This is a genomic window from Kribbella aluminosa, assembly GCF_017876295.1.
Classification (GTDB): Bacteria; Actinomycetota; Actinomycetes; order Propionibacteriales; family Kribbellaceae; genus Kribbella; species Kribbella aluminosa.
Genome location: NZ_JAGINT010000001.1, coordinates 736,867 through 761,012, shown reverse-complemented (window position 1 = coordinate 761,012; position 24,146 = coordinate 736,867). Strand labels below are relative to the sequence as shown.

The 24,146-nt window shown below is 69.0% G+C and carries 23 protein-coding genes, 1 tRNA gene and 1 pseudogene; 9 read left to right on the top strand and 16 right to left on the bottom strand.

What is annotated here, in order from left to right; translation table 11 throughout:
- Positions 1-9: 9 nt before the first annotated feature.
- Positions 10-744 carry an IclR family transcriptional regulator gene (locus JOF29_RS03715; protein ID WP_209692815.1) on the bottom strand — a complete coding sequence of 245 codons (735 nt, stop codon included), beginning with the start codon at positions 742-744 and terminating at the stop codon, positions 10-12.
- Positions 741-1,703, bottom strand: a complete 963-nt coding sequence (locus JOF29_RS03710; protein WP_209692814.1) for a sugar kinase — start codon at positions 1,701-1,703, stop codon at positions 741-743. Before JOF29_RS03710 ends, JOF29_RS03715 begins: the two co-directional genes overlap by 4 nt.
- Positions 1,704-1,835: 132 nt before the next feature.
- Between JOF29_RS03710 and JOF29_RS03705 the strand changes: the two genes are divergently transcribed.
- The 3 genes from JOF29_RS03705 (at position 1,836) to JOF29_RS03695 (ending at position 5,425) form a co-directional block, all read left to right on the top strand.
- The gene (locus JOF29_RS03705; RefSeq protein WP_209692813.1) at positions 1,836-3,140 is read left to right on the top strand and encodes a type III PLP-dependent enzyme domain-containing protein; all 1,305 of its coding nucleotides are present in this window, start codon (positions 1,836-1,838) and stop codon (positions 3,138-3,140) included.
- Position 3,141: 1 nt separating this feature from the next.
- Positions 3,142-4,722 (top strand): N-acyl-D-amino-acid deacylase family protein, encoded by a 1,581-nt coding sequence (locus JOF29_RS03700; RefSeq protein ID WP_209692812.1) that lies wholly within the window; start codon positions 3,142-3,144, stop codon positions 4,720-4,722.
- Between the two features lie 64 nt (positions 4,723-4,786).
- Positions 4,787-5,425, top strand: coding sequence for a bifunctional 4-hydroxy-2-oxoglutarate aldolase/2-dehydro-3-deoxy-phosphogluconate aldolase (locus tag JOF29_RS03695; RefSeq protein ID WP_209692811.1), 639 nt, complete (start codon positions 4,787-4,789; stop codon positions 5,423-5,425).
- On the opposite strand, the gene JOF29_RS03690 is transcribed toward JOF29_RS03695, so the two are convergent.
- From JOF29_RS03690 to JOF29_RS03680, 3 genes are all read right to left on the bottom strand, one after another.
- Positions 5,412-6,104, bottom strand: a complete 693-nt coding sequence (locus JOF29_RS03690; protein WP_209692810.1) for a DUF4097 family beta strand repeat-containing protein — start codon at positions 6,102-6,104, stop codon at positions 5,412-5,414. The two genes, JOF29_RS03695 and JOF29_RS03690, sit on opposite strands and share 14 nt — an antisense overlap.
- Positions 6,105-6,237: 133 nt before the next feature.
- A complete protein-coding gene (locus JOF29_RS03685) occupies positions 6,238-6,882 on the bottom strand; it encodes a response regulator transcription factor (RefSeq protein ID WP_209695952.1) in 645 nt (214 codons plus the stop codon).
- 13 nt (positions 6,883-6,895) lie between these two features.
- Positions 6,896-8,173, bottom strand: a complete 1,278-nt coding sequence (locus tag JOF29_RS03680; protein WP_209692809.1) for a sensor histidine kinase — start codon at positions 8,171-8,173, stop codon at positions 6,896-6,898.
- Positions 8,174-8,339: 166 nt separating this feature from the next.
- Here JOF29_RS03680 and JOF29_RS03675 point away from each other — a divergent pair, with 166 nt between their 5' ends.
- A complete protein-coding gene (locus JOF29_RS03675) occupies positions 8,340-8,861 on the top strand; it encodes a hypothetical protein (protein WP_209692808.1) in 522 nt (173 codons plus the stop codon).
- Here JOF29_RS03675 and srmL read toward each other — a convergent pair.
- The gene (srmL, locus tag JOF29_RS03670) at positions 8,851-9,972 is read right to left on the bottom strand and encodes a PheS-related mystery ligase SrmL (protein WP_209692807.1); all 1,122 of its coding nucleotides are present in this window, start codon (positions 9,970-9,972) and stop codon (positions 8,851-8,853) included. The genes JOF29_RS03675 and srmL overlap by 11 nt on opposite strands.
- A 226-nt stretch (positions 9,973-10,198) precedes the next feature.
- On the opposite strand from srmL, the gene JOF29_RS03665 reads away from it, so the two are divergent.
- Complete coding sequence (locus JOF29_RS03665) at positions 10,199-11,236, top strand: alpha-hydroxy acid oxidase (protein WP_209692806.1); 1,038 nt, start codon at positions 10,199-10,201, stop codon at positions 11,234-11,236.
- 52 nt (positions 11,237-11,288) lie between these two features.
- Here the strand turns inward: JOF29_RS03665 and rplA are convergent, their stop codons facing one another.
- The 5 genes and pseudogenes from rplA to JOF29_RS03640 all read right to left on the bottom strand — a co-directional run bounded on the left by rplA (position 11,289) and on the right by JOF29_RS03640 (position 14,190).
- Positions 11,289-12,011: a 50S ribosomal protein L1 gene (rplA, locus tag JOF29_RS03660; protein ID WP_209692805.1), complete on the bottom strand. Its 723-nt coding sequence runs from the start codon at positions 12,009-12,011 to the stop codon at positions 11,289-11,291.
- 76 nt (positions 12,012-12,087) lie between these two features.
- Positions 12,088-12,523, bottom strand: a pseudogene (rplK, locus tag JOF29_RS03655) (50S ribosomal protein L11).
- A 12-nt stretch (positions 12,524-12,535) separates the two neighbouring features.
- The gene (gene nusG / locus JOF29_RS45870; RefSeq protein WP_209692804.1) at positions 12,536-13,741 is read right to left on the bottom strand and encodes a transcription termination/antitermination protein NusG; all 1,206 of its coding nucleotides are present in this window, start codon (positions 13,739-13,741) and stop codon (positions 12,536-12,538) included.
- A gap of 78 nt (positions 13,742-13,819) precedes the next feature.
- Entirely contained in the window at positions 13,820-14,062 is a 243-nt protein-coding gene (gene secE / locus JOF29_RS03645) for a preprotein translocase subunit SecE (RefSeq protein ID WP_209692803.1), read from the bottom strand.
- Between the two features lie 55 nt (positions 14,063-14,117).
- A tRNA-Trp gene (locus JOF29_RS03640) sits at positions 14,118-14,190 on the bottom strand.
- 327 nt (positions 14,191-14,517) lie between these two features.
- Here JOF29_RS03640 and JOF29_RS03635 point away from each other — a divergent pair.
- From JOF29_RS03635 to JOF29_RS03625, 3 genes are all read left to right on the top strand, one after another.
- A complete protein-coding gene (locus tag JOF29_RS03635; protein ID WP_209692802.1) occupies positions 14,518-15,711 on the top strand; it encodes a pyridoxal phosphate-dependent aminotransferase in 1,194 nt (397 codons plus the stop codon).
- A 138-nt stretch (positions 15,712-15,849) separates the two neighbouring features.
- Complete coding sequence (locus tag JOF29_RS03630) at positions 15,850-16,884, top strand: adenosine deaminase (protein WP_209692801.1); 1,035 nt, start codon at positions 15,850-15,852, stop codon at positions 16,882-16,884.
- Between the two features lie 135 nt (positions 16,885-17,019).
- Positions 17,020-17,838, top strand: coding sequence for an IclR family transcriptional regulator (locus JOF29_RS03625; RefSeq protein WP_209692800.1), 819 nt, complete (start codon positions 17,020-17,022; stop codon positions 17,836-17,838).
- A 14-nt stretch (positions 17,839-17,852) separates the two neighbouring features.
- Here the strand turns inward: JOF29_RS03625 and JOF29_RS03620 are convergent, their stop codons facing one another.
- Both JOF29_RS03620 and JOF29_RS03615 read right to left on the bottom strand, forming a co-directional pair.
- Complete coding sequence (locus JOF29_RS03620) at positions 17,853-19,340, bottom strand: M81 family metallopeptidase (protein ID WP_209692799.1); 1,488 nt, start codon at positions 19,338-19,340, stop codon at positions 17,853-17,855.
- A gap of 3 nt (positions 19,341-19,343) precedes the next feature.
- A complete protein-coding gene (locus JOF29_RS03615; protein WP_209692798.1) occupies positions 19,344-20,672 on the bottom strand; it encodes an aspartate aminotransferase family protein in 1,329 nt (442 codons plus the stop codon).
- Positions 20,673-20,764: 92 nt separating this feature from the next.
- Here JOF29_RS03615 and JOF29_RS45865 point away from each other — a divergent pair, with 92 nt between their 5' ends.
- Positions 20,765-21,229 carry an SMP-30/gluconolactonase/LRE family protein gene (locus JOF29_RS45865; RefSeq protein ID WP_209692797.1) on the top strand — a complete coding sequence of 155 codons (465 nt, stop codon included), beginning with the start codon at positions 20,765-20,767 and terminating at the stop codon, positions 21,227-21,229.
- Here JOF29_RS45865 and JOF29_RS03605 read toward each other — a convergent pair.
- From JOF29_RS03605 to JOF29_RS03595, 3 genes are all read right to left on the bottom strand, one after another.
- A complete protein-coding gene (locus JOF29_RS03605) occupies positions 21,223-21,966 on the bottom strand; it encodes an SDR family NAD(P)-dependent oxidoreductase (protein ID WP_307863539.1) in 744 nt (247 codons plus the stop codon). The genes JOF29_RS45865 and JOF29_RS03605 overlap by 7 nt on opposite strands.
- A gap of 92 nt (positions 21,967-22,058) precedes the next feature.
- Positions 22,059-23,135, bottom strand: coding sequence for a pyridoxal-phosphate dependent enzyme (locus tag JOF29_RS03600; RefSeq protein WP_209692795.1), 1,077 nt, complete (start codon positions 23,133-23,135; stop codon positions 22,059-22,061).
- A 23-nt stretch (positions 23,136-23,158) separates the two neighbouring features.
- Complete coding sequence (locus JOF29_RS03595; RefSeq protein ID WP_209692794.1) at positions 23,159-24,088, bottom strand: succinylglutamate desuccinylase/aspartoacylase family protein; 930 nt, start codon at positions 24,086-24,088, stop codon at positions 23,159-23,161.
- Between the last annotated feature and the right edge of the window lie 58 nt (positions 24,089-24,146).

The window sequence follows — 24,146 nt, the reverse complement described above, 5'->3', positions numbered from 1 at the left end:
AGGACCCTCTCAGTTGTAGTCGGCACTGATCGCCTGTGCGGTGGCGAGCAGCTCGGGGAGCAGCTCGAGCACCTGTTCATAGTTCAGCAGTACGTCGGGTACGGACAACGACACGGCCCCGACGACGCGCCCTGCGGCGTCCTTGAGCGGCGCACCGATGCAGTTGATGAACGACTCGTGTTCCGCCCGGTCCTGCGCCCAGCCACGCTCCTTGGAGATGACCAGCTCCTCCAGCAACCGGTCCGGGTCGGTGATCGTGTTGGGCGTGTACGCCTTGTAGTCCAGGGTTGCCAGCACCGCATCGCGCTGCCGCTTGGGCTGTGCCGCCAGCAACACCTTGCCGACCGCGGTGCAGTGCAGAGCGGCCGGTGCGCCGACCTGCGAGTACATGCGTACCGAGCGCACGCTGTCCAGCTTGTCGACGTAGATGGCCTCGCCGTTCTCCCATGCCGCCAGGTGGACCGTCTGCCCGGTCTTCTGGTTCAACTCGTGCAGGTGCGGTGCAGCAACCTGCAGTACGACGTGTTGCTCGCGTGCGACGTCCGCCAGCGCGAACAGCCGCGAGCCCAGGCGGTACCTGTGCGCGGCGTCCCGTCGTACGAACCGATCGGCCTCCATGGTGCGCAGCAACCGCAGCACAGTGGTCTTGTGCACGCCGAGCTCGCCGGCGAGCTGGTCCAGCGACCGCTCCCCCTCACCGAGACTGGTGAGGATCTGCAGTGCCCTGGCCAGGCTCTGACTCATGCCGAACCGATCTTCGTCGCTGCCCACTCCGCGTCCGTCGCGTTGAGCAACCTCTCACGCTCAGCCGCGCTAGGAGGCGGCGCATGGTCCTCGCGCTTGGTCAACACAGCCGCAGCCGTCAGATGCCCCAGCCGCAACCGCTGCGCCGCAGGAAGCCCCTGCAACGTCCCGGCCAGGAACCCCGCCGCAAACGCATCCCCCGCCCCTACCGTCTCTACAACGTCTACAGAGAGTGCTGGGACCTCAGTGCGACCGCTTGGCTCCAGCAGGATCGCGGTGTTCGCGTCGTCCTTCACAACCAGCGTCTTGGCGCCCAGCCGCTCGTACAGCTCATCCGCATCCCCCGTACCAGCAAAGACCTCAGCCTCGTCGGCCCCGATCAGCGCGAGGTCGGCAGCCCGCAACAGCCGCCACAACGGCTCCGGGTCGCGCTCCCGCCACAACACCGGCCGCCAGTTCAAGTCAACGCTCAGCAGGAACTCACGCGGCTCCGTCGCCAACCGCTCCAACATGTCCGAGCTGCTGGCAGAGATCGCCGCGGTAATACCCGTGGTGTGCACGAGCTTCGCCTGCGCCAGCCGCTCACGCACCTCGGCCCGGTCCAGGAACCCAGGCGCCATCGCAGCAGCCGCCGACCCGGTCCGGTAGTAGTGCATCCGGGACCGCCCGCCGTCCGACTCCTTCACATAGAGCGCCGTCGGCCGGACCGGGTCCAGCTCCACTCCCCCGACGTCGACGCCACGCGTCTGGAGATCCCGCAGTACATGCTGACCGAACCCGTCGTCGCCGAGCCGCGAGATCCACCCGGTCGGCACGCCGAGCGCGGCCAGCCCGCCGGCCACGTTGCACTCCGCGCCGCCGACCGAGCGCCGGAACACCTCGACGTCCGCCAGCGGTCCGGAACCACCCGCCAGCATGATCATCGCCTCACCCAGGCAGATCGCGGCCGTCTCGGGCATCGGCACTCCTTGCGGGAGAAGTGATGGGATAGGGGTGTGCGTTGACGCGACTTCGGGCGCGATGCTACAACCGACGAGTCAGAATACGCAATGAGCGTTGCGTATTCTGCAATCCCAACCCCAGGGGGTCTGATGCCTGCTTACGATGCCGACGCCGTCGCCGCTCTCGCCGATCAGCAGGTGAGTTGGCGGGACAAGGCGCTGCCGCCGGGTTTCTGGGGCCGGACCGTCAAGGAGGTCCTGGCCGACCAGCCCCGGCTGTCCCAGCTCCCGACGCCGCTGATGACGCTTTCGGCACCCGGCCTGCGGCACAACGTCGACACCCTCACCACCTGGTGCACCCGGCACGGCGTGGAGCTCGCACCGCACGGCAAGACCACGATGGCGCCTGCCCTCTGGGCGATGCAGCTCGACGCCGGAGCCTGGGCGATCACGCTCGCCAACGCGTTCCAGCTCGGGGTCGCGCGGGCGTACGGCGTCCGGCGGGTGCTGATCGCGAACGCGGTGATCTCCCCGCTGCAGCTGCGCTGGATCGCGGACGAGCTCGCCGCCGACCCGTCGTTCGAGGTGTCGGTCTGGGCCGACTCGGTACGCACTGTCGAGATCATGGAGGCGGCCCGCTCGGCGTATGTCGGCCCGGACGCCCGCCCGCTCGATGTGATGGTCGAGGTCGGCGGCATCGGCGGCCGGACCGGCGCGCGCGACCCGGAGACCGCGCTGGCGGTCGGCCAGGCGATCGCCGACGCGTCGACGCTGCGGCTGGCCGGCGTCGCCGGGTACGAGGGCGCGATCGGGCACGGCGTCGACGAGGCCAACCTCGAGGAGGTCCGCGGGTACCTGCGCGAGCTGGCGTCGGTCCACCACCGGCTGCGCCCGCTGTACGACGCCGACGTCGTACCGGTGGTCAGTGCCGGCGGCAGCCAGTACTTCGAGCAGGTCGCGAAGGTCCTCGCGGCCGAGGCCGGCGAGGGCGCCAGGGTGGTACTGCGGTCCGGCGCGTACATCTCCCACGACGACGGGCTGTACCGGCGGGTGTCGCCGCTCGGGGAGCACCCGCGGACGGACGGCGAGCAGCTCGTGGCCGCGATGCACGGGTGGATCCGGATCACGTCGCAGCCCGAGCCGGGGCTGGCGATCTTCGACGCGGGCCGCCGCGACTTCCCGTTCGACCAGGACTGGCCGGAGCCGCAGCTGATCCGGCCGCGGTCCGATGACGGACCGGTGCTGCCGGCCACTGGTATGACGGTCACGAACCTCAACGACCAGCACGGTTTCCTGCACTTCGAGGACGCCGTACCGGTGGTGATCGGCGACGAGCTGCGTGTCGGCCTGTCGCACCCGTGCACGGCGTTCGACAAGTGGGGGCTGATCCCGGTGATCGACGACCCGGACGCCGCCGATCCGGTCGTGGTGGACCTGGTCCGGACGTTCTTCTGAGATGCTGAACATCACCGGCGCACTGATCGTCGACGGCTCGGGGGCGCCGGGGTACCACGCGGACGTCGCGGTCGACTCCGGCCGGATCGTGGCGATCGGCAACGATCTGCCCGCCGCGCACCGGACGATCGCCGCGGACGGGCTGGTGCTGTCGCCCGGGTTCATCGACATGCACTCGCACTCCGACCTGCAGATCCTGGTGAATCCCGACCACACCGCGAAGGTCAGCCAGGGCGTCACATTGGAGGTCCTCGGCCAGGACGGGCTGTCCTTCGCCCCGATCGACGACCCGACGCTGGCCGTCGTACGCCGTCAGATCGCCGGCTGGAACGGCGAGCCGGACGACTTCGACTTCTCCTGGTCCACCGTCGCCGGGTACCTCGACCGGCTCGACGAGGGCATCGCGTGCAACGCGGCGTACCTGGTCCCGCAGGGGACGCTGCGGATGATGGTCGTTGGTACCTCCAACCGTCCGGCGACCGAGACCGAGCTGGTACGGATGCAGCAGTTGCTGGCCGACGGGCTGCGGGACGGCGCGGTCGGGATGAGCAGCGGGCTGACGTACACGCCGGGCATGTTCGCCGGCACCGACGAGCTGGTCGCGCTGTGCTCCGTCGTCGCCGCGCACGGCGGGTACTACGCGCCGCACCAGCGCTCGTACGGCGAGGGCGCGCTGGCGGCGTACGCCGAGATGGTCGACGTGGCGCGCCGCTCGGGCTGCGCACTGCACCTGACCCACGCGGTGATGAACTTCGCGCCGAACGCCGGCCGCGGCGCCGACCTGGTCGCGATGATCGACGCCGCGCTGGACTCCGGCGTCGACGTCACCACCGACACCTACCCGTACTTGCCTGGGGCAACCACCCTGTCCGCGGTGCTGCCGAGCTGGACCGCGGAGGGCGGGCCGGACGCGCTGCTGGCCCGGCTCCGCGACCCGGCCGCGCGGGAGCGGATCACCTACGAACTCGAGCAGGTCGGCACCGACGGCTGCCACGGCTGCGTCGTCGAGTGGGACACGATCGAGATCGGCGGCGTGCGCAATCAAGCGCTTTCGGAAACGGTCGGAAACACCGTCGCGGCACTTTCCGCGCGGTCCGGGAAGCCGGCCGCGGACGTGTTCTACGAGATCCTGCTCGCCGACGACCTGGCCACGTCGATCCTGCAGCACGTCGGCCACGAGGAGAACGTGCGGACGATCATGCGGCACCGGTCGCACACCGGCGGTTCGGACGGGATCCTGGTCGGCGGCAAACCGCATCCGCGTTCGTGGGGCACGTTCCCGCGGTACCTCTCCCGGTACGTCCGCGAGCTCGGCGTCCTCGACCTGACCGACTGCATCCACCACCTCACCGGCCGCCCCTCCCGGCGGCTCCGGCTCACCGACCGCGGGCTGGTCCGCGCCGGGTACGCCGCGGACCTGGTGCTGTTCGACCCGGACACGGTCCGCGACGCCGCCACCTTCCCCGACCCCCGTCAACCGGCCGAAGGGATTCCGTACGTGCTGGTCAACGGGGTCCCGGTCATCGACGACCACCACCGCACCGAGGCCCGCCCCGGTCACGCCGTACGCCGAACTCCCTGATCGTCGACCTGCCCCGATCGTCGACCTGCTCCGACTCGTCGACCTGCTCCGAGAGGAACCCCTTGTGAACACCCTGGACCTGCTCCGCGCCGACCGGGTGCTGACCGTCGTCCGCGCCCCGGAGATCTCCGACGCCCGCGACCTCTGCGCCGCACTGGTGGCCGGCGGCATCCACGTCGTCGAGCTCACCTACACCACGCCGGACCTCCCCCGGCACCTGGAACGGGCCGCTGCCACTGCGGCCGAGACCGGCGCGGTCGTCGGTGCCGGAACCGTCCAGACCGCCGCCCAGGCCACGCAGGCGATCAACGCCGGTGCGCAGTTCCTGGTCACCCCCGGTCAGGGTCCCGAGGCCGCCGCGATCGCCGAGGCCGCGCGGTCCGCCGGCGTCCCGGTCGTCCTCGGCGCGTTCACCCCGTCGGAGGTGATGACCGCGCTCGCGCTGGGCTCCGCCGCGGTGAAGATCTTCCCGGCGCACCAGCTCGGCCCGAAGTACTTCAAGGACCTCAACGGCCCGTTCCCCGGCGTACCGCTGATCCCGTCCGGCGGCGTCAACGCCGGTAACGCCAAGGACTTCCTCACCGCCGGGGCCCTCGCCGTCAGCGCCGGCACCGACGTCGTCGCCCCCGCCGACGTGGCCGCGGCCAACTGGGCATCGATCACCGACAAGGCGAAGGCCTTCTGCGCGGCTATTGCACCGTGATGCTCCCGTAGCTGCTGCGCAGGAACACGCGGTGGGTGGCGGACGCATCGCTCGGCAGGTTCAGATTGGTCGACCCCTGCGCGGCGACCGCGTCGATCGCGTACGTCGTCGATCGCGGCAGCTGCAGGTGGATCGAGCCGTCGCTGGACGTCGCCGACACCTGCTCCGGCGGCCGGTCGAAGATCATCGAGATCGAGCCGCCGCGCGCGTCCACCGACACCTGCGGGCTGCGCAGCTGTGCCATGTCCACCGAGCCGTCGCTGACGTCCACCGTCAGCGACGCCGCCACCCCGGCGACGTTGATCGACGACCCATCGACCTTCGCCCGGACCGCGGCGGCCGCCGGAACGTCCACCGTCAGGTTGACCTGGCAGTGCGAGTCCGGGCACATCGTCTTCACCACGACCAGCCGGCCCACGGTCGACACCCGGACGTCCGGCCGCTGTGCCGCGTACGTCCCGTCGACGGACACGTGCACCTGCCCGTCGTAGCTCGCCACGATCTGGGTGGAGATATCGGAGGTGATCTGTACGCCGTCCGTCGCCGGCGCGAACGAGGCGGTATAGCTGTACGGCAACTTGCCCCGGATCGCCCCCACCGTCCCCAGTCCGCCCACCACCAGCACCGCCAGCAACGGCAGCACCCCGACCAGCAGCATCGTCCGCTGCGCCCTGGTCATGGGGCCTCCCGGTCTGGACTGAGGAGCGCAGGGAGCGGAGCGACCGGAGCGACCGGAGCGACGAGGGAAGACCGGGAGCACCAGCCCCATGGCCCGCCGCGACGGAGTCGCGGCATCAGCACAGTGAGTTTCATCAGGTCCCCAGATATCTCAGGACGGCCAGCACCCGGCGGTGCTCGCCGTCGGTGGGGGACAGCTGGAGCTTCAGGAAGATGTTGCTGATGTGCTTCTCGACCGCACCTTCGCCGACGACCAGCGCCTGCGCGATCCCGGCGTTCGACTTGCCTTCGGCCATCGCGCGGAGAACGTCCTGTTCCCGAGGACTCAGGACGGCCAGCGGATCCGCCTTCCGGGACCGCACCAGCAGCTGCGAGATCACCTCCGGGTCCAGCGCCGCGCCGCCGCCCGCGACCCGGCGGAGCCCGTCGATGAACTGATCGACGTCCGCCACCCGGTCCTTCAGCAGGTACCCGACACCGCCCGGGTTCCCACCGATCAGCTCGCTCGCGTACCGCTCCTCGACGTACTGCGAGAGCACCAGGACGCCGACCTCCGGGAACTGGTCGCGGATCACCAGCGCCGCCCGGAGCCCTTCGTCGGTGAACGTCGGCGGCATCCGGACGTCGACGACACAGACGTCCGGCCGGTGTTCCTCGACCGCGGTCAGCAACGCGTTGCCGTCGCCGACCGCCGCGACCACCACGCAGTTCTGCTCCTCGAGCAGCCGCACGATGCCTTCCCGCAGCAGCACCGAGTCCTCGGCGATCACGACCCGCATCCGTTCGGCCTCCTCAGCCACAGGGCACCTCCGCGATCAGCGTCGTGCCGCCGCCCGGTGGACTGTCCACCGTCAGCTGTCCGTCCACACCGGCCACCCGATCGGCCAGCCCCCGGAGTCCGCTGCCGCGTGCCGGATCCGCGCCGCCGCGGCCGTTGTCCCGCACCTCGACCCGCAGTACGTCGTCCTCCCGGATCACCAGCACCTCCACCTGCGCGGCCTCGGCGTACTTGGCGACGTTCGCCAGCGCCTCGGTCACCACGAAGTAGGCGATCGACTCGATCGTCAGCGAGGGCCGCACCGGGACGTCGACGCGCAGCTGGACCGGGACCGGCGAGCGCGCCGCGACCGCCGACAGTGCCGCGTCCAGGCCGCGGTCGGTGAGCACCGGCGGGTGCAGTCCCCGGGTCAGGTCACGGATCTCGGCGATCGCCTGCATGGCCTCCGAGTGCGCCTCCTCGATCAGCGCGCGGACCGCCGGCTCCTTGTCCCCGAGCCGGTTCTTCGCCCGGCCGAGGCTCATCGCCAGCGAGACCAGCCGCTGCTGGGCGCCGTCGTGCAGGTCGCGCTCCATCCGGCGCCGCTCCGCCTCGACCGAGTCGACCACCTGCTGCCGGCTCTGCACCAACTGATGCACACGCTCGGCCAGGACGCCGGACTCCGACGGCCCGAGCAGTTCCTTCACCAGCCAGCCGTCGAACCACGAGGCGGCCCGGATCATCAGCGGCGACACGAACAGCAGGAACAGCGCCGCGAGCACCGCGACCACGGACGCGCGCGTCGTCGAGTCGATGACGAACGGCCCGAGCTGGGCCTGCGCAGCGGCGAAGTACGAGTAGTACGCCGGCAGCCCGATCAGCACCAGCGGCACCGACCAGGCGAACGGAACCACGAACAGCCACGCGATCGCCGCCCAGAACAGGACGACGTAATAGATGAACTGGCGCCACAGACCCGGGTCCTTGACCGCCAGGGCCGCGTCCTTGGCAGCCGACCCGGCGCGCGGCGGCGGCACCAGCGCGGGCACCTCCTGACCACGGGTCACCCGAGCCCGGGCCCGCTCCCATCCGGCGATGCCGTAGACCCAACGGTTCGCCCACCGGCTGAGCGGGATCCCGATGAGTGCGAGCGGGAAGCCGGCCAGGACCACGGCGGTCGCGCCGAGCACGAGCAGACCGGAGGTCAGGACGACCACCGCGTCGCCGAGCAGATGGATAGTTGCCAACCACAAGTACGGCGACCGCCAGAGTCCCCACGGCGTCCGGGGAACCGGACTCGCCGCAGCCGTCATCCGGATCACCTCCCCGTGTCAGCGCCTGCTCGCGGTCACAACCTACGTGGTCGGCGCCGCCAGGCAGCATGAGGACAGCCCACGGAAGCGGACGGGGGTTATCCCCACCCCCCTTCGTGGGCTGGCCGGACTGTCTCGAAAGGCGTTCCCCGGAAGGCTTGATGGCATGACGACGACAGCGATCGGCAGCACGCTCCCCGCGGACATCGGGCGAGCCATGGAGGGGACGCTCGGTGACGCGATCGACGACCGCGTTGCCGACGCGCTTGAGGACTACATCGCCGAAGGCCGGCTGGACGGCCGGTTCCGGGCCCGCCACTCCCCCGGCGGTCTGGCCGCGATGGTGGCCGCCGGCGTCGCGGCGGTGCTGCTGCCGTGGTGCCTGATCCTCGCAGCCACGCTGCCGAGCAGCTACGAGGTCGGCCATTGGAAGCTGACCTGGATCGGCCTCGACTGCGGTACGGCGATCGCCGCCGGGCTCACGGCGTACCTGCTGCACAAGCGCAACAGGCACGCCGTTCTGACCGCGATGGCCGCCGGGACGCTGCTGATCGCCGACGCCTGGTTCGACGTGAGCACAGCGGCCGCCGGGTTCGACCGGACGCTCTCACTGACCGAAGCGCTGCTGGTCGAGCTGCCGCTCGCCGTGTGCGCGTTCGTGGTGGCGGCCCGCGAGCTCAAGCGCTGATCAGCTCCAGCACCGGCCCCTCGTGCAGCGCACGGTAGACCTTGTCCCGCAGGACATTCGCCTCCGCGTCGGTGAGGGTCCGGTCCACCGGCCGCAGGACCAGCCTGACCAGCAGGTTCCGTTGACCAGGCGTCATCTGGAGACGTGTCCGGGCACTCGTCGGCAAGTCGTCGTACGACGTTTCGCCCAGCACCTCCAGCGACTCCGCGGCGTCGGCGTCCGGGCCTAGCGCGGCCCGGACCTTGTCGCCGAGTACCTCGTCCGACACGTCCGCCGACCCGTCCACCACGACGGACAGGTCGCGGCGGACCGGCGGCATCGACGAGACCGGCTTGTACGGCGTCAGGTCCAGCATCTGCTCCGCCACCCGCGGATCGGTGGACCGGAGCAGCCGGATGTCGCGGATGCCCTTCCGGAGCATCATCAGCCGGTCGAGCCCCGGGCCCATCGCCAGCCCGGTCCAGCTCTCGTCCAGCCCGGCCAACCGAAGTACGTGCGGCGCCGCGACCCCGCACTCACCGATCTCGATCCATTGGTCGTCGAGCAGTACGTCGATCTGGCGGCCGTGGATCGTGTACGGGTGGACCGCCGGCACGGTGCGGTAGGTCTGACCGGGCAGGACGGTGGCGACCAGGCGGGCGATCATGTCCTCCAGCTCCGGCTCGCCGAGGGTGACGTTCCGGCTGACCCGCCACAGGTCGAGCTGATGCGGCGTACCGGTGTGCTGCCAGTCGACCGAGTCCCGGCGGTAACAGATGCCGGCGCAGACCATCAGTACGTCGGACGCCTCCGAGCCCGCCAGCTCCCGGAGCGCCGGCGGGATCATCGCCGACGTGTGGCTTCGCAGCACCTCGGTCTCCGAGGCGTAGCGCGTGTAGCGGGCCTCCCGGGTGACGGCATCGGTCGCGTAGCCGAGGTTGTCGTAGTTGTCCGCCAGCGGTACGACCGGATGGTCGCGGCGGGTCCAGATCTCGGTGTACGGCCAGGCCGCGCCGAGCGCGGCGCGGATCGCGTCGACGACGAGCTGGACGGCGTGCGGCCCTTGGGCCGGGTCGCTGAGGTCGCGGAGCGCGAGGGCAGCGTGCAGTTCTTCGACAGTGAGGACAGACATGGGTTGCTCTCCAAGGATGACGGTCTCGACGGGGGTCCACCCCGGTCGGCCGCGGTTACCTCAGGAGAGAGCGCAGCAGCGGCTCACCCCGTCGGCACCGTCGTGCCGGCCGGGGCGCAGAAATCGCCGCCCGTACTGCGTCATGCCGTCGACTCTACCCTTCGGCCGGATCTTCCGCCCGGAAAAGTACTCCCGCCGGCCGGGACAGAGTGCGACGATGGGCCGCATGCGCTGGATCGACACTCTGGAGAGCGCGGCCGCCGATAAGTTGCCCGAGGCCGTGCACCGCTACTACCGGCAGGGTTCCGCGGCCGGCGTCAGCGTCGGCGAGGCCACCGCGGCCTGGTCGGCGTACCGCTTCCGGCCACGCGTGCTGAACGACGTGTCCGGCGTCGATCTCGGTACGACGGTGCTCGGCACGCCGGTCGACGCACCGGTCCTGGTGGCGCCGTCGACGATGCAGCGGATGGCCGACCCGGACGGCGAGCTCGCGATGGCGCGCGGCGTCAGCGCGGCCGGGTCCGTGCTCGGTGTCTCCAGCAACGCCGGCTCGACGTTCGCCGAGCTCGGCGCCACCGGAGTGCCGTGGTGGCTGCAGATCTACATCGTCCGGAACCGCGACATCACCCGCAGGATGCTCGATGCGGCGGTCGCGGGCGGCGCGCGGGCGGTCGTACTGACCGTCGACACCCCGGTCGTCGGCCGCAAGGAGGACGAGGGCGAGACCGTCTGGGACCTGGTGAAACCCGGCCAGCTGCTCGCCAACCTGCCCGCCGGTGACTGGTCCGACGACGACCTCGCGAAGGCCGACGACCTGAACCCGGACGCCATCGGCTGGCTCGCCGAACGCACCGGCCTGCCGGTCGTGGTCAAAGGCGTCCTGCGCGGGGACGACGCCAAGCGCTGCGCGGACGGGGGCGCCGCCGGCATCATCGTGTCGAACCACGGCGGCCGTCAGCTCGACGGCTCGATCCCGACCGCGCAGGCACTCCCCGAGGTCGCCGAAGCCGTTGCCGGCAGCAACATCGAGGTGTACGTCGACGGCGGCATCCGGCGCGGCGAGCACGTTCTCACCGCGCTGGCCCTCGGCGCCCGCGCGGTGTTCGTCGGCCGTCCCGCGTTGTGGGCGCTGACCGTCGGCTCGGCCGACGGCGTCACCCGGCTCCTCACCGACCTCGCCGAGGAGCTGGACCACACGATGCGCCTGGTCGGCGTACCGGCACCGTCGTCGCTGACGCCGGACCTGGTCGCCACCCGCAGCTGACAAACAGAAACGCCCCCGGGTCGACCCGGGGGCGTTCTGAAGAAGCTGAGGCTCAGGCGTCGACCTGGTCCTCGGCGAGGTTGCGGGTCAGGTTGGGGTCAACCTGGACACCCGGACCCATCGTGGTCGAGAAGACCGTCTTCTTGATGTAGCGGCCCTTGGAGCTGGCCGGCTTCAGCCGGAGGATCTCGTCGAGCGCGGCGCCGTAGTTCTCCACCAGCTGGGCCTCGTCGAACGACGCCTTGCCGATGATGAAGTGCAGGTTCGCGTGCCGGTCGACCCGGAACTCGATCTTGCCGCCCTTGATGTCGTTCACGGCCTTCACCACGTCCGGGGTGACCGTGCCGGTCTTCGGGTTCGGCATCAGACCACGCGGGCCGAGAACCCGGCCGAGGCGGCCGACCTTGCCCATCAGGTCAGGGGTCGCGACGACGGCGTCGAAGTCGAGCCAGCCGTCGGTCACCTTCTTGATCAGGTCGTCGTCGCCGACGAAATCGGCGCCGGCGGCCTTCGCGGCCTCGGCCTTTTCACCGGTGGCGAAGACGAGGACCCGTGCCGTCTTGCCGGTACCGTGCGGAAGGTTGACGGTGCCGCGCACCATCTGGTCGGCCTTGCGAGGGTCGACCCCGAGACGCATCGCGACGTCCACGGTGGAGTTGAACTTCTTGCTGCCGGCCGCTTCCTTGGCGAGCTTGATCGCCTCGAGCGGCGTGTAGAGGTGATCGAAGTCGATCTTCTCCGCGGCGGCGCGGTAAGCCTTGCTGCGCTGTGCCATTGCTGCTGTTCCTCTCTGGGGTGTGGTCTCCGGGCGGCGCGTCGCCCTGCCACTACTTCGAATGAAAAGGGTGCGATCAGCCGTCGACGACGACGCCCATGGAGCGCGCCGTACCTTCGATGATCTTCATCGCGGCGTCGATGTCGCGGGCGTTCAGGTCCGGCATCTTCGTGGTGGCGATCTCGCGCACCTGGTCCTTGCTGATCTTGCCGACCTTGTCCCGCTGCGGGACGGCCGAGCCCTTCTGCAGACCGGCGGCCTTCTTGATCATCTCCGGCGCCGGCGGCGTCTTGGTGACGAAGGAGAAGGAACGGTCTTCGTAGATCGTGATCTCGACCGGTACGACGTTGCCGCGCATGGACTCCGTCTGGGCGTTGTACGCCTTGCAGAACTCCATGATGTTGACGCCGTGCGGACCGAGCGCGGTACCGACCGGCGGGGGCCGGCGTCGCGGCACCGGCCTGGAGCTGCACCTTGACCAGGGCAGCGATCTTCTTACTCTTGGGAGGCATTCTGTCGGGTCCTTAGACTTTCTGGATCTGGTTGAAGCTGAGTTCCACCGGGGTCTCCCGGCCGAAGATCTCCACCAGGGCCTTGATCCGCTGGGCCTCGGCATTGATCTCCGTGACTGTGGCGTGCAGGGTCGCGAACGGCCCGTCGACCACCATGACCGAGTCTCCGACACCGAAGTCGGCGACCTCGACCTTCTTCTTGGCCGCGGTCTTGGCGGGTGCGGCACCGGCTTCGGCTGCCGCCGCCTCGGCCGCCGCCACGACGGCCGGAGCGAGCATCTTCTCCACCTCTTCGAGGCTGAGCGGGACCGGCTTCTGGCTGTTCCCGACGAAGCCGGTCACCGACGGCGTGTGCCGCACGGTCGACCAGGACTCGTCGGTCAGATCCATCCGGACCAGCACGTAGCCCGGCAGCACCGTGCGCTTCACCATCCGGCGCTGCCCGTTCTTGATCTCGGCGACCTCCTCGGTCGGCACGATGATCTCGAAGATGTAGTCCTCCATGTTCAGGGAGTTGATCCGGTTCTCCAGGTTGCCCTTGACCCGGTTCTCCATCCCTGAGTACGTGTGCACGACGTACCAGTCGCCGAACTGCGAACGCAGCCGGCTGCGCAGCTCCTCGAGCGGGTCGACCGGCTCAGCGGGCTCCGCCGCCGCGACGTCGGTGCCGTCGCCGTCGGTGTCCGCGACGTCGTCGGTGTCTGCGTCGTCGGTGTCTGCGTCGTCGTCGGTGTCTGCGTCGTCGTCGGTGTCCGCGTCGTCCGTGGCACCGGCGCTGGAGAAGACCACCTCGTCCGGCGCGGCGGCCGGCTCGGCGGTGGTCAGCGGCGCGGTCTCCGCGGTCTCGTCGGCGAGCTCCTCCTCGGCGTCCTCGACGTCCGCCGCGGTCACCACCTCGGCGACCTCGGCCCCGTCGGCCGCGGGGACCACCACGACCGGCTCGTCGTCGGAGGTGTCCGGGTCCGGCTTCGGCGTCTCGGCACCGTCGTCGGCGGAGTACTCGTCGTCGTCGGTCTCGTCGCTGGTCTCGTCACCCTCGTCCTCGTCGTCGAGGCCGGCGAACGGGTCGTCATCGTCATCGGCGTCGTCACCGAACAGGTCGTCGTCGGTGGCGTTCTCGTCGAAATCGAGCTCCAGGTCGTCGGAGGCGGATACGTCGAACTCGTCCTCGTGATCGAGGACCTCGTCGTCGCGCTCGGACACGTCGTACTCCGTCATCTGTGCATCGGGGTCTTGTCTGCTTCGGATCGGGCCGGGAGCCCGGGACCTACGGGAGGTCGTCGATCGTGGCGTTCCTCAGCCGAAGACCTTGAACATCGCCCAGCCGAAGGCGAGGTCGAGGACCGAGACGATCGTGATGACGAACACCACGAAGGTCAGGACGACCACGAAGTAGGTGGACAGCTGCTTGCGAGTGGGCCAGACCACCTTGCGGAGCTCGGCGACCACCTGGCGGTAGAAGCGCAGCAGGCCCCTGCCCTGCTTGCCCTCCGCAGGCTTGCCGGCGCCGGACGGTGCCGGGGTGCGCGTCTCCGTCACGACTTACCTCTTTCGCTAGCGGCGGCCTGACCGGCCCTGCGCCGGTCAGGATTTGCAGGGCACGAGGGACTTGAACCCCCAACCTTCGGTTTTGGAGACCGATGCTCTGCCAGTTGAGCTAGTGCCCTCTGCAATCCATCCGGACGCCGCGTGGGACCTGATCTCGGGCATGCCGGATCAGGGCCATCAACGCCCGGACTAGAGAAGTGTACGGGGTCTGAGCCAGGTGGTCGAACTCAGCCTCCGCACGGACCCTGTACCGTCCCATCGGGCCGGGCGCCGCACCGCGGTCAGAACCATACAGCCTCCAGCAGGTCCCAACGGACAGCACCCCCGGCGCGTTCCCCGGATCGTGAGCTGCGTCCACACCGGCGGGCGGCTGATCGGTGCCGGACGTCCGCGTCACCTGGTGATACCCGGGGTGAGGCCGTCAGCCGGGGTGCCAGGATGGGCGCATGGGTTCCAGGATCTCGGCGCGGATCGGCGCCATCAGTGAATCGGCGACGCTGGCGGTGGACAGCAAGGCGAAGGCGCTCAAGGCGGCCGGCCGGCCGGTGATCGGGTTCGGCGCCGGTGAGCCGGACTTCCCGACGCCCGACTACATCGTCGAGGCGGCCGTCGCGGCGGCCCGGGACCCGAAGAACCACCGGTACAGCCCGGCCGGCGGCCTGCCGGAGCTGAAGCAGGCGATCGCGGACAAGACAAAGCGCGACTCCGGGTACGAGATCGAGGCCGCGCAGGTCCTGGTCACGAACGGCGGCAAGCACGCGGTCTACAACGCGTTCGCGACGCTGCTCGACCCGGGCGACGAGGTGCTGCTGCCGGCGCCGTACTGGACGACGTACCCGGAGGCGATCCGGCTGGCCGGCGGCGTATCGGTGGAGGTGCTGGCCGACGAGACGCAGAACTACAGCGTCACCGTCGAGCAGCTCGAGGCGGCCCGGACCCCGCGGACCAAGGCGCTGCTGTTCTGCTCGCCGTCGAACCCGACCGGTGCCGTCGACAGCCCGGACGCGATCGCGGCGATCGGCCGCTGGGCGCTCGAGCACGACCTGTGGGTGATCACCGACGAAATCTACGAGCACCTGACGTACGGCGACGTGCGGGCGACGTCGATCCCGGTCGCGGTGCCGGAGCTCGCGGACAGGACCGTCGTACTGAACGGTGTCGCGAAGACGTACGCCATGACCGGCTGGCGGGTCGGCTGGATGATCGGCCCGAAGGACGTCATCAAGGCCGCGACCAATCTGCAGTCGCACCAGACCTCGAACGTCTGCAACATCGCCCAGCGGGCCGCGCTCGCGGCGGTGTCCGGCGACCTGAGCGCGGTCGACGAGATGAAGGTCGCGTTCGACCGGCGGCGCCGGACCATGGTCCGGATGCTCAACGAGATCCCCGGCGTCGAGTGCCCGGAGCCGACCGGCGCGTTCTACGCGTACCCGTCGGTCAAGGGCGTGCTCGGCAAGGAGATCGCCGGCCGGACTCCTGCTTCGTCGGCGGAGCTGGCGGACCTGATCCTCGACGAGGTCGAGGTGGCGGTCGTACCGGGCGAGGCGTTCGGCGCACCGGGGTACCTCCGGCTGTCCTACGCCCTCGGCGACGACGACCTCACCGAAGGCCTCACCCGGATCGCGAAGCTACTGAGCTGAGATGGACGCCCGCCACTCACCAACCACGCCGGCGGCGCGGCGCTCCCGCTCGGCGCGACGGTCTGTGGGGGGTTTGGTGAGTGGCGTAGGTCCGCGGCCGATTTCTCTCCCGGCGCTGTCCATCGGTAACCTTCTGTGATGACGCAGCGGGATCTGCGGGTGCTGCCGAAAACACACCTGCATCTGCACTTCTCCGGGTCGATGCGGCACCTCACGCTGGTCGAGCTGGCCGACAAGCACGGCGTCCGGCTGCCGGACGCGCTGCGCACCGACTGGCCGCCCGAGCTGTCCGCCGCGGACGAGCGCGGCTGGTTCCGGTTCCAGCGGCTGTACGACATCGCGCGCTCGGTGCTGCGGACGGAGGACGACGTACGCCGGCTGGTCCGCGAGGCAGCCGAGGACGACCGGGCGGACGGCTCACGCTGGCTGGAGATCCAGGTGGATCCGTCCGGGTACGCGAACCGCTTCCACGGGATCACCGAGTTCACCGACCTGGTCCTGGACGCCGCCCGGGACGCGTCGGCGTCGACCGGGATCGACGTCCAGGTGATCATCGCCGCGAACCGCACCCGGCACCCGCTGGACGCCCGCACCCTGGCCCGCCTCGCCACGCAGTACGCCGGCCGCGGAGTGGTCGGCTTCGGCCTGTCGAACGACGAGCGCCGCGGTACGACGTCGGAGTTCGAGCCGGCCTTCCGGATCGCGCGCAACGCCGGCCTGCTGGCGGCCCCCCACGGCGGCGAACTCTGCGGCCCGGCCACCGTCCGCACCTGCATCGACGAACTCGGCGCCGGCCGCATCGGCCACGGCGTACGGTCCGTCGAGGACCCGGATCTGCTGAAGCGCATCGTCGACGCCCAGATCGCCCTCGAAGTCTGCCCCGCCTCCAACGTCTCCCTCGGCGTCTACCGCCGCCCCGAAGACGTCCCCCTCCGCACCCTCTACGAAGCCGGCGCCCGCATCGCCCTAGGCGCCGACGACCCCCTCCTCTTCGGCTCCCGCCTCGCAGAGCAGTACGAAACCGCCCGCACCACCCACAACTTCACCGACCCCGAACTGGCCGACCTGGCCCGCTCCTCGGTCCTGGCCTCCACCGCCCCACCCGAAACCCAAAAGTCCCTCCTCACCGAAATAGCCGACTGGCTAGGCACCCCAGCCGCAGTCCCTGCGTAAGCGCCGCCACACCTTCCCTGACAACGGAGACCCAAGGCGGAATTGGCCCCTTGTCCCGCCTTGATGCGGTTTCATAGGATGAAACTTGGAAACTAATTCATGTCGAGGGCTTACGGGGGCCCACGTAGACAGAGGGTGAGTCCGCTGACACCGGCATCGCAGATCGAAGCCAACGACATCCCCGGGGGCCGGGTGTATGCAGTCCGAGCCATTGAACGCGTATGCGCCGTTCTGAACCTCCTGCAGGAGTCGATCGACGGCGTCACGCTGAAGGAGGTCGCCGACGCCGCGGAACTGCCGAAGTCATCGGCGTTCCGCTACCTGTGGACGTTGGAGAAGCATCGCTACGTCGAGCGCGACGTCGACAGCGGCCTCTTCCGCATCGGCCTAGGTTTCCTCGGCATGCAGTCCCGCCACCTCGAAGTACTACGCGAACGAGTCCGCCCCTCGCTGGAGAGCCTTCGCGACGAGCTCGACGAGACAACCAACCTCGGCGTCCTCGACGGTCACCACGTCATCTACGTCGAAATCATCGAAAGCCGGCGCAGTGTTCGGCTGGCGGCGAGCCGCGGCGGCCATGACGCGCTGCACTCCACCGCACTCGGCAAGGCGATCGCCGCTCACCTGCCCGAGGCCAGGGTCCGCGAACTCCTGAACCAAGCAGGCATGCTGGCCAGAACAGCCGAGACGATCACCGACATCGACGACTACCTCGCAGAACTTGCCAAGGTACGACGCCTGGGCTACGCCGTAGACAACCGCGAGAACGAACCCGACGGCCGCTGTGTAGCCGTCCCCATCCTCGGCACCCGCCTCCCAGCCGCCCTCAGCGTCAGCGCCCCCGAAGCTCGCTTCTCCATGCGCGATGTCGAAAAGGCCGCCAAGACCCTGATGAAAGTGGCTGAGCTGATCACGCTGAGCCCGGACCCCACCCAAGAGCCCGCACGAACCTGAGCACCGGCCACCACCTATGCGGATGTCGGAAAGGCCTCATCCTCAAAGGGATACAGCGGCCTTCGACGGTGCCGGTAGTCGAAGCGGCTCAGGTCCATCGCGGTGATCCCGTCGGTGTCGACCACGATCATCCGCGCCGCGATCGGAGCGTAGCCCGCCCGAGGCGAGTTGACACCTTTGGCCACGACGATGCGGTACGCCGACGGGACGACGCCGACCGACAACAGCTGTTGGCAACTCGTACTCATGACGGCCGTCGACGTCAGGATCAGGGTGTGCCCGGCCGTGGTGTCGAGCACCGCCGTAGGCCCCATGTCGAAGAACCGAAATCCGCCATGCGTCGGTGTCGGTTCCTCGAACCGGCCGTCGGAAACCGCGCGCACTCGACCGTGGACAGGGACAGGCTCACCCGCGGAATGCGACTGCCAGGCGCCGATCACGAGACTCAGCTCCGCGCCGACTCCGACATCTATGCACTGTCGCGCCGACTTCGGATCGCACAGGACCTGCACGAAAGATCGCTGACCAGACCGAACTGCGGCGCCAAGGATGACCGTGGAGTCTCCGGGCGAACCGCCGCCGATGTTGTCCCCGGCATCGAGCAGCACCACTGGTCCACTCCGCTCCGCGGCTGCGGCGTCCAGCGCCTCATCGACGGACATACCGGTCACTTGAAGCTCCCGCCGCTGTGCCCACACAGCCGCGGCAAGCTCGTGTGCGGATCTCCGGGCGACCTCGAGATCGCCGTCGTGGATGGCCAGACAGGACATGCCCAGCTGCGGCACGTCGGCGTACGGGAAACCCTCTAGGACGCTCAGGGACAGGAGACCCGCGCGCGCGGCGATGTCCCGGGCCTTCGCCAACAGCATCGCCATCGGCTGCTCACCGGTGTCCTGACACGCGATGTTGGCAACCAGTGGCAACGCCATCATGGCCTGCTGCGGCTGGATCTCTCCGCGAATCGCCCGCACGATCAGCTGCGTGCACCGGATGGCCTGCTGCTTCGCGTCGACATGCGGGTTCGTCTGGTAGACCAAGGTCACCGTCAATGCGTCCAGCAGTCGCTGGGTGAGGTTGGCATGCATGTCGAGGACGGCACCGACCGGTACGCCGGCCCCGACCTCAGCACGAACTCTTGCCGCGATCTCGGCGTCCGCATCCACGAAGTTCTCGGCGACCGCTGCTCCGTGCAGGTTCAGCAATACCCCGTCCCAGGGACCTTGCGCGCGCAACATGTCGATCATCTCGCCGACGAGCCGGTCGAACGCATCGGCAGTGATCGGCCCAGTGGGCGTGACAAACGCGAACATCAGTGGGATGACTTCGACACCCAGCTCGGCGCCGGCGACGAGAAATCCACCGTTCGTCGTGGATGACGTGGCGTACGCCTCGACGATCTCGGCGCCCCGCCACACGCCACCCGCACTGAACAACTCGCGATCCGCGTGGATCGGCGAAAAGGTGTTCGTCTCGTGGTATATCCCCAGCAACGCAAGTCGCATGGTCTACCGGCCAGCCTTCGTGTTCCACTCGCCAAGAGTCTTGTCGAAGCGAGTCAGAGCGGCATCCAGCTCTCGTTGCCCGTGAGCAGCCGATACATACCAAACGCCCCGTCCGGTCAGCCAGATCCCGTTGTCCACCAATGCTGCCGCGAGCCGTTCGTAGCGTGCCAGATCGAGGTTCTGCAAGCTCTTGTAGTCCCTCACGTCGGCGTCGCCGAACGATACGTGGAATGCCGCCGGCAAACCCGCGACCCGCAGGTCCACGTCGTGCCGCGCAGTGATGTCGAGCAGACCCGCCATGAGCGCGCGCCCATGCTCGTCGACCCTCGTGTACGGCGATTGGTCGCGCAGAACCGTGAGCGTCGCGGTCACGGCGGCCATGGCCATCACCGAGGCATTGAACGTACCGGAGTGGTTCACCTCTCCGGTGCCGAACCTGACCATCAGGTCCTCCCGCCCGACGACGGCCGCGACCGGGAAACCCCCGGCGAACGCCTTGCCATAGGTGGCCAGGTCCGGCGTCACGCCGTACCGCTCGACCGCACCGCCGAGACCTACGCGGAATCCGGAGATGACCTCGTCGAAGATCAGCACAACGCCGTAGCTGTCGCAGAGATCTCGAACCTTCTGCAGGTATCCGGGTAAAGGCTCGATCACGCCGGCGTTGATCATGATGGGTTCCATGATCAACGCGGCCAGCCGGTCTCCGTACTTCTCGAACTCGGCGGCCAGCAGATCGGCCTCGTTCCACGGCACGATGTGGGACTCCCGGAGATGGTCCACGACCTGACCTTCGCTCGCGACTCCCCACGTTCCGCCACGCTCCCTGGTCAGGACGTTGTCGAGCCACCCGTGGTAGTGCCCTTGGAATCGGAGGATCTCGGTCCTGCCGGTGGTGGCCCTGGCGAGTCGCAGCGCCGCTTGAACCGCCTCCGTGCCGCTGCTGCAGAAGCGGACCATCTCGGGCCAGCCCGCGACCGAGCACACCAGCTCTGCGGCTTGCACCTCGAGCTCGTGCTGTCCGCCGTACAGCAGCCCACCTTGGCAGGCCTGGAAGACCGCCTGGACGACAGGAGCCGGAGCATGGCCAAGGAAATTGGGGCCTTGCCCCAGGAGGTAGTCAACGTAGTCACGCCCGTCGACGTCGAACAGCCAGGCTCCTTTGGCGGAGCGAATGAACGGCTGTGGTCCGCGCAGCCGGACATTGGAATGCACACCGCCCGGAGAGCGCCCGAGTGCGCGGGCGCGCAGCTCCTCGGAACGGACATTCACCCGACGTTCGTCGTATGTCGTCACTGTTTCCACCCTCGTTTCACTGAGTGAAATGACCATGCTATTCTTCGAGCAACGCTACGGACACGGACAGCTGCGGTCAAGGGAGGCGGGTTACGCCGGTCCGCCAACGACCGAGCCTCTGGCGATCAGTGGAGCCGGACCTGCCCACCCAGTTCAATGACGGACAGCGAGACGCGCGGGGGCAGTGCCTGGCCGGGACCGCCGCCGCACCCCCACGGCAAGTGCCCCGGCGCGCTGCACCGACTGGACAACAACGGCAGCATCGCTCGGTTGGCCGACGGTCCAAGGCCGAAGGGTTACCCGATGGACTGACAGTCGACGCGGATGGCTTCCTCTGGCTCGCCGTCTGGGGACGATCGCAGGTCCGCCGCTACGATCCGCTCAGACGCCCGGTGGCGACCACTTTCCTTCCGACGCCCAACGTATCGAGCTGCACGTTTCGGTGGCCGGAGCTGAGTGCCCTCTTCCTCACGACAGCCGCCATGGACATTCCTCCCGAGGATGCCGGTCGGCGGCAGGCCGGAAGCGCCTTCGTGATACCGACCGTAGGCCAGGGCCGGACTCGGCAAGTCTTCCCAGCACCGAGTCAGTAAGTCGTCAGTCCGCCATCGACGTAGATCGTCGATCCAGTCACCGCAGCGGCGTCGGGGGAGATGACCCAGGCAACTGCGGACGCGACGTCATTCGGCTGGATCGGCCGCGATAAGGGTGCCGCCTTCGACCAGGACGCGGCTCGCTCGGCAACGTAGTCAGGCACGCGGCTCGTCCCGGTGTCCACGTCTCCGGGCGCGACGCAGACGACCCGCACTCCCAGACCGGCAAGGTCGTGAGCCAGAGCCCGGGTCAGTCCGTCGATGCCAGCTTTGCTCGACACGTAGGCCGCGGCATTCGTTTGGGCTTGCCGCCCGGCCGTCGAGCCGATGTTCACCACGACGCCGGCGGCGTGAGTCAAGTGCGGGAGCGCTTCGCGAACCAGACGGAGCGGAGCCTTCAGGTTGACGTCGATCACCTGATCGATGCGCTGGTCGCTGAAGTTGCCGAGTGCATCGACCGCAGCCGCGCCGGTGACACCGGCATTGTTGACCAGGACATCCAATCCGCCGAACTGCGCGACGCAGGCCTGAACAGCCCACGCGCACTCCTTCGCCTCTCCGAGGTCATGCGCTCCGAGACAGATCCCGGAGGATTCGTGGAACAGTTGCTCGCCCGCGACCACCTCCGCCTCGCAACGCTGGACGACGTACACGTTCAGCCCTTCGGCCAGCAGCCGGAAGCTGATCGCGGCGCCGATTCCGGTCGCGCCGCCAGTTACGAGAGCCGTGCGTCGCACCACTGGTCACGCGTCCTGGTCGAGTCAAAGCCACCTGGGCTGGGTTTGGAACCGCCGTTTCAAAGTCAGCTTGGCAGCGCTCCGGCCAATCGTCAATCCGCACCGCCAGAGTCGACCCACTCATCGATGTCCCGGGAGACGCGGCCGATGTCGATCGCCTTCAGACGCGCCGCGTCCGGGGCGAATCGGCCGAGGTCCTTCCAACCGCCGCCGGTGAGGATCAGTACCGGCCGGGCGTCCGGTCCGAGACGCTCGCTGTCCGCATCGGCGACCAATGCTGCCACCGTGACGGCCGCCGCCGGCTCGACGAACAGGCCTTCCGCGGCGGCCAGCCAGCGCTGTGCCACCAAGATCGTCGCATCGTCAATTGCCGTTCCCCAGCCCTGCGAACGAGCCACCGCCTCGGCTGCGGCCTCGCCGTCGGGCGGACGCGGCAACTGCAGCGCAGAGATCTCGCTCTCGCTGCGTTCGATCGCGACCGCTGGGATCTCACCGGCCAGGAAGCGGACAACCGGCGCACAACCGGACGGCTGACATGCGACGAGTCGCGGGTCCAGACCTCGTGCGGCGAGGCCGCGGGCGAGCGCGACCACCAGTCCGCCGCCGCCCACAGGGGCATACACGTGGGTTGCCTTCGGCACCTGCTCGGCGAGCTCGTAGGCGATCGTGTCGATTCCGCGCATACCCTGCGGGTTAAAGGCGTGCAGGGTGACGCCTAAATACAGCCTGTGTCTGGCCGCTGCATCCCGGACCTGGTCGAACATGTCGCCGTCGACCTCGGGGCGCCCCGCGCCGTTGACCCTGACCACCCGGACGGCGTCGGCGCCGAAGGCAAGCAACGGCAGCGACTTCTCCGGAGGAACCGATCCCGCCAGGCAGAGGAACCCGGGAATCCCCGCTCGCGCGCCGTACGCCGCCATCGCCATCCCGGCGTTCCCTGACGACGTCGCGATCCACCCGCGATATCCCTGGCTCCGCGCCAGCGACATCGAAAGTGCCGCCACCCGGTCCTTGTACGACCCGGTGGGATTCGAGGTCTCCAGCTTCGCCGATACCGACCGCACGCCCAAACGCCGCGCCAGCGCAGGCAGGTCGACGACCGGCGTCCCACCTTCCCCCAAACACACGAACTCCCGTACCGCCGGAAGCCCGTGCGCGAACCGACTCAACCCACTCCGATCGCCCGCCATGGTCACGGCCCGTCGCACGGAACTGCCAGCACGAACAGGACATCCCCCAACTTGACCCGGGCGTGCCTGCGCAGAAACATCAGGACGCCCGGACGCGGCGCGCGAACCACCTCGAGCAGATCACCCTGGTAGTTGAACAACCGGCCCACTTCGCTGCCCTCCGCCATGAGTTCACCCGCAACAGCCGTCGTCGAGAACAGGCCTGCGCATGGCGACGCTACGCCGGAGTCCAGGTCTCCCGAGCCACTCACCCATCGAGTCGGGCGCCGATCGGCACGGCACGTCGGCACCATTCCGAGATCCCCCATCACCGACAGCACACCGGTCACATAGGCGTCCAGCTCGGCAGACCGAATTCCTCCACCGCCCCCGCACTCGACGTACACAGCCGGAACGCCGAGCTCCATCGCCGCGGTCAGACTTCGCCCGGGCGGCCACGACTCGTGCAGCCAGATCATCGGCGCCTCGAACACGACTGCGGCACGCAGAGCCACCCCGTCGACGGGCTCCTGGTTCACCCCACAGAACAGCGGCATGCTGTAGCGCAGCCCGGCCGAGTGCAGGTCGATCAGCAAATCCGAACCGGCGATGACCTGGTGGGCAATTCCGTCGGCAAGAGCAGCAGTCGGCCCAGCCTCCGGGTCGCCGGGAAAGGACCGCGCCAGGTCGCCATCGTCGTACGGCGAGGTGCGACCACGCGCCGCCCACGCGGCCGGATTCGCCGGCGCCACCGCCCGGACAACGCCTCGCAGCGCGACGCCTCGCACCTCACGAAGAACGCGCCAGACAGCCAGCACACCTTCGTCCTCGTCACCGTGCACACCGCCTAGCAATGCCAAGGTGGGTCCCGGCGCGCCACCGCGCAGGGTGCTCATCACGGCCCCGCCGGGCAGTACCTCGCGTTCCAGACGTGTCCCGCTCTCTGTCGGCAAGTCCCCACACCCCTCACCATAGACTGAAACTCGAGTTCCAAATATAGAGCCACTCAGC

What these genes read in the sequence shown, in the direction of transcription:
- srmL (WP_209692807.1), bottom strand. Translation starts at nt 9,972, where the DNA reads ATGTCTGTCCTCACTGTCGAAGAACTGCACGCTGCCCTCGCGCTCCGC.
- JOF29_RS03615 (WP_209692798.1), bottom strand. Translation starts at nt 20,672, where the DNA reads ATGGTCATTTCACTCAGTGAAACGAGGGTGGAAACAGTGACGACATAC.
- JOF29_RS03620 (WP_209692799.1), bottom strand. Translation starts at nt 19,340, where the DNA reads ATGCGACTTGCGTTGCTGGGGATATACCACGAGACGAACACCTTTTCG.
- JOF29_RS03665 (WP_209692806.1), top strand. Translation starts at nt 10,199, where the DNA reads ATGCGCTGGATCGACACTCTGGAGAGCGCGGCCGCCGATAAGTTGCCC.
- JOF29_RS03635 (WP_209692802.1), top strand. Translation starts at nt 14,518, where the DNA reads ATGGGTTCCAGGATCTCGGCGCGGATCGGCGCCATCAGTGAATCGGCG.
- JOF29_RS03690 (WP_209692810.1), bottom strand. Translation starts at nt 6,104, where the DNA reads ATGACCAGGGCGCAGCGGACGATGCTGCTGGTCGGGGTGCTGCCGTTG.
- nusG (WP_209692804.1), bottom strand. Translation starts at nt 13,741, where the DNA reads ATGACGGAGTACGACGTGTCCGAGCGCGACGACGAGGTCCTCGATCAC.
- JOF29_RS03710 (WP_209692814.1), bottom strand. Translation starts at nt 1,703, where the DNA reads ATGCCCGAGACGGCCGCGATCTGCCTGGGTGAGGCGATGATCATGCTG.
- rplA (WP_209692805.1), bottom strand. Translation starts at nt 12,011, where the DNA reads ATGGCACAGCGCAGCAAGGCTTACCGCGCCGCCGCGGAGAAGATCGAC.
- JOF29_RS03630 (WP_209692801.1), top strand. Translation starts at nt 15,850, where the DNA reads ATGACGCAGCGGGATCTGCGGGTGCTGCCGAAAACACACCTGCATCTG.
- JOF29_RS03675 (WP_209692808.1), top strand. Translation starts at nt 8,340, where the DNA reads ATGACGACGACAGCGATCGGCAGCACGCTCCCCGCGGACATCGGGCGA.
- JOF29_RS03680 (WP_209692809.1), bottom strand. Translation starts at nt 8,173, where the DNA reads ATGACGGCTGCGGCGAGTCCGGTTCCCCGGACGCCGTGGGGACTCTGG.
- JOF29_RS03685 (WP_209695952.1), bottom strand. Translation starts at nt 6,882, where the DNA reads ATGCGGGTCGTGATCGCCGAGGACTCGGTGCTGCTGCGGGAAGGCATC.
- JOF29_RS03705 (WP_209692813.1), top strand. Translation starts at nt 1,836, where the DNA reads ATGCCTGCTTACGATGCCGACGCCGTCGCCGCTCTCGCCGATCAGCAG.
- JOF29_RS03715 (WP_209692815.1), bottom strand. Translation starts at nt 744, where the DNA reads ATGAGTCAGAGCCTGGCCAGGGCACTGCAGATCCTCACCAGTCTCGGT.
- JOF29_RS03700 (WP_209692812.1), top strand. Translation starts at nt 3,142, where the DNA reads ATGCTGAACATCACCGGCGCACTGATCGTCGACGGCTCGGGGGCGCCG.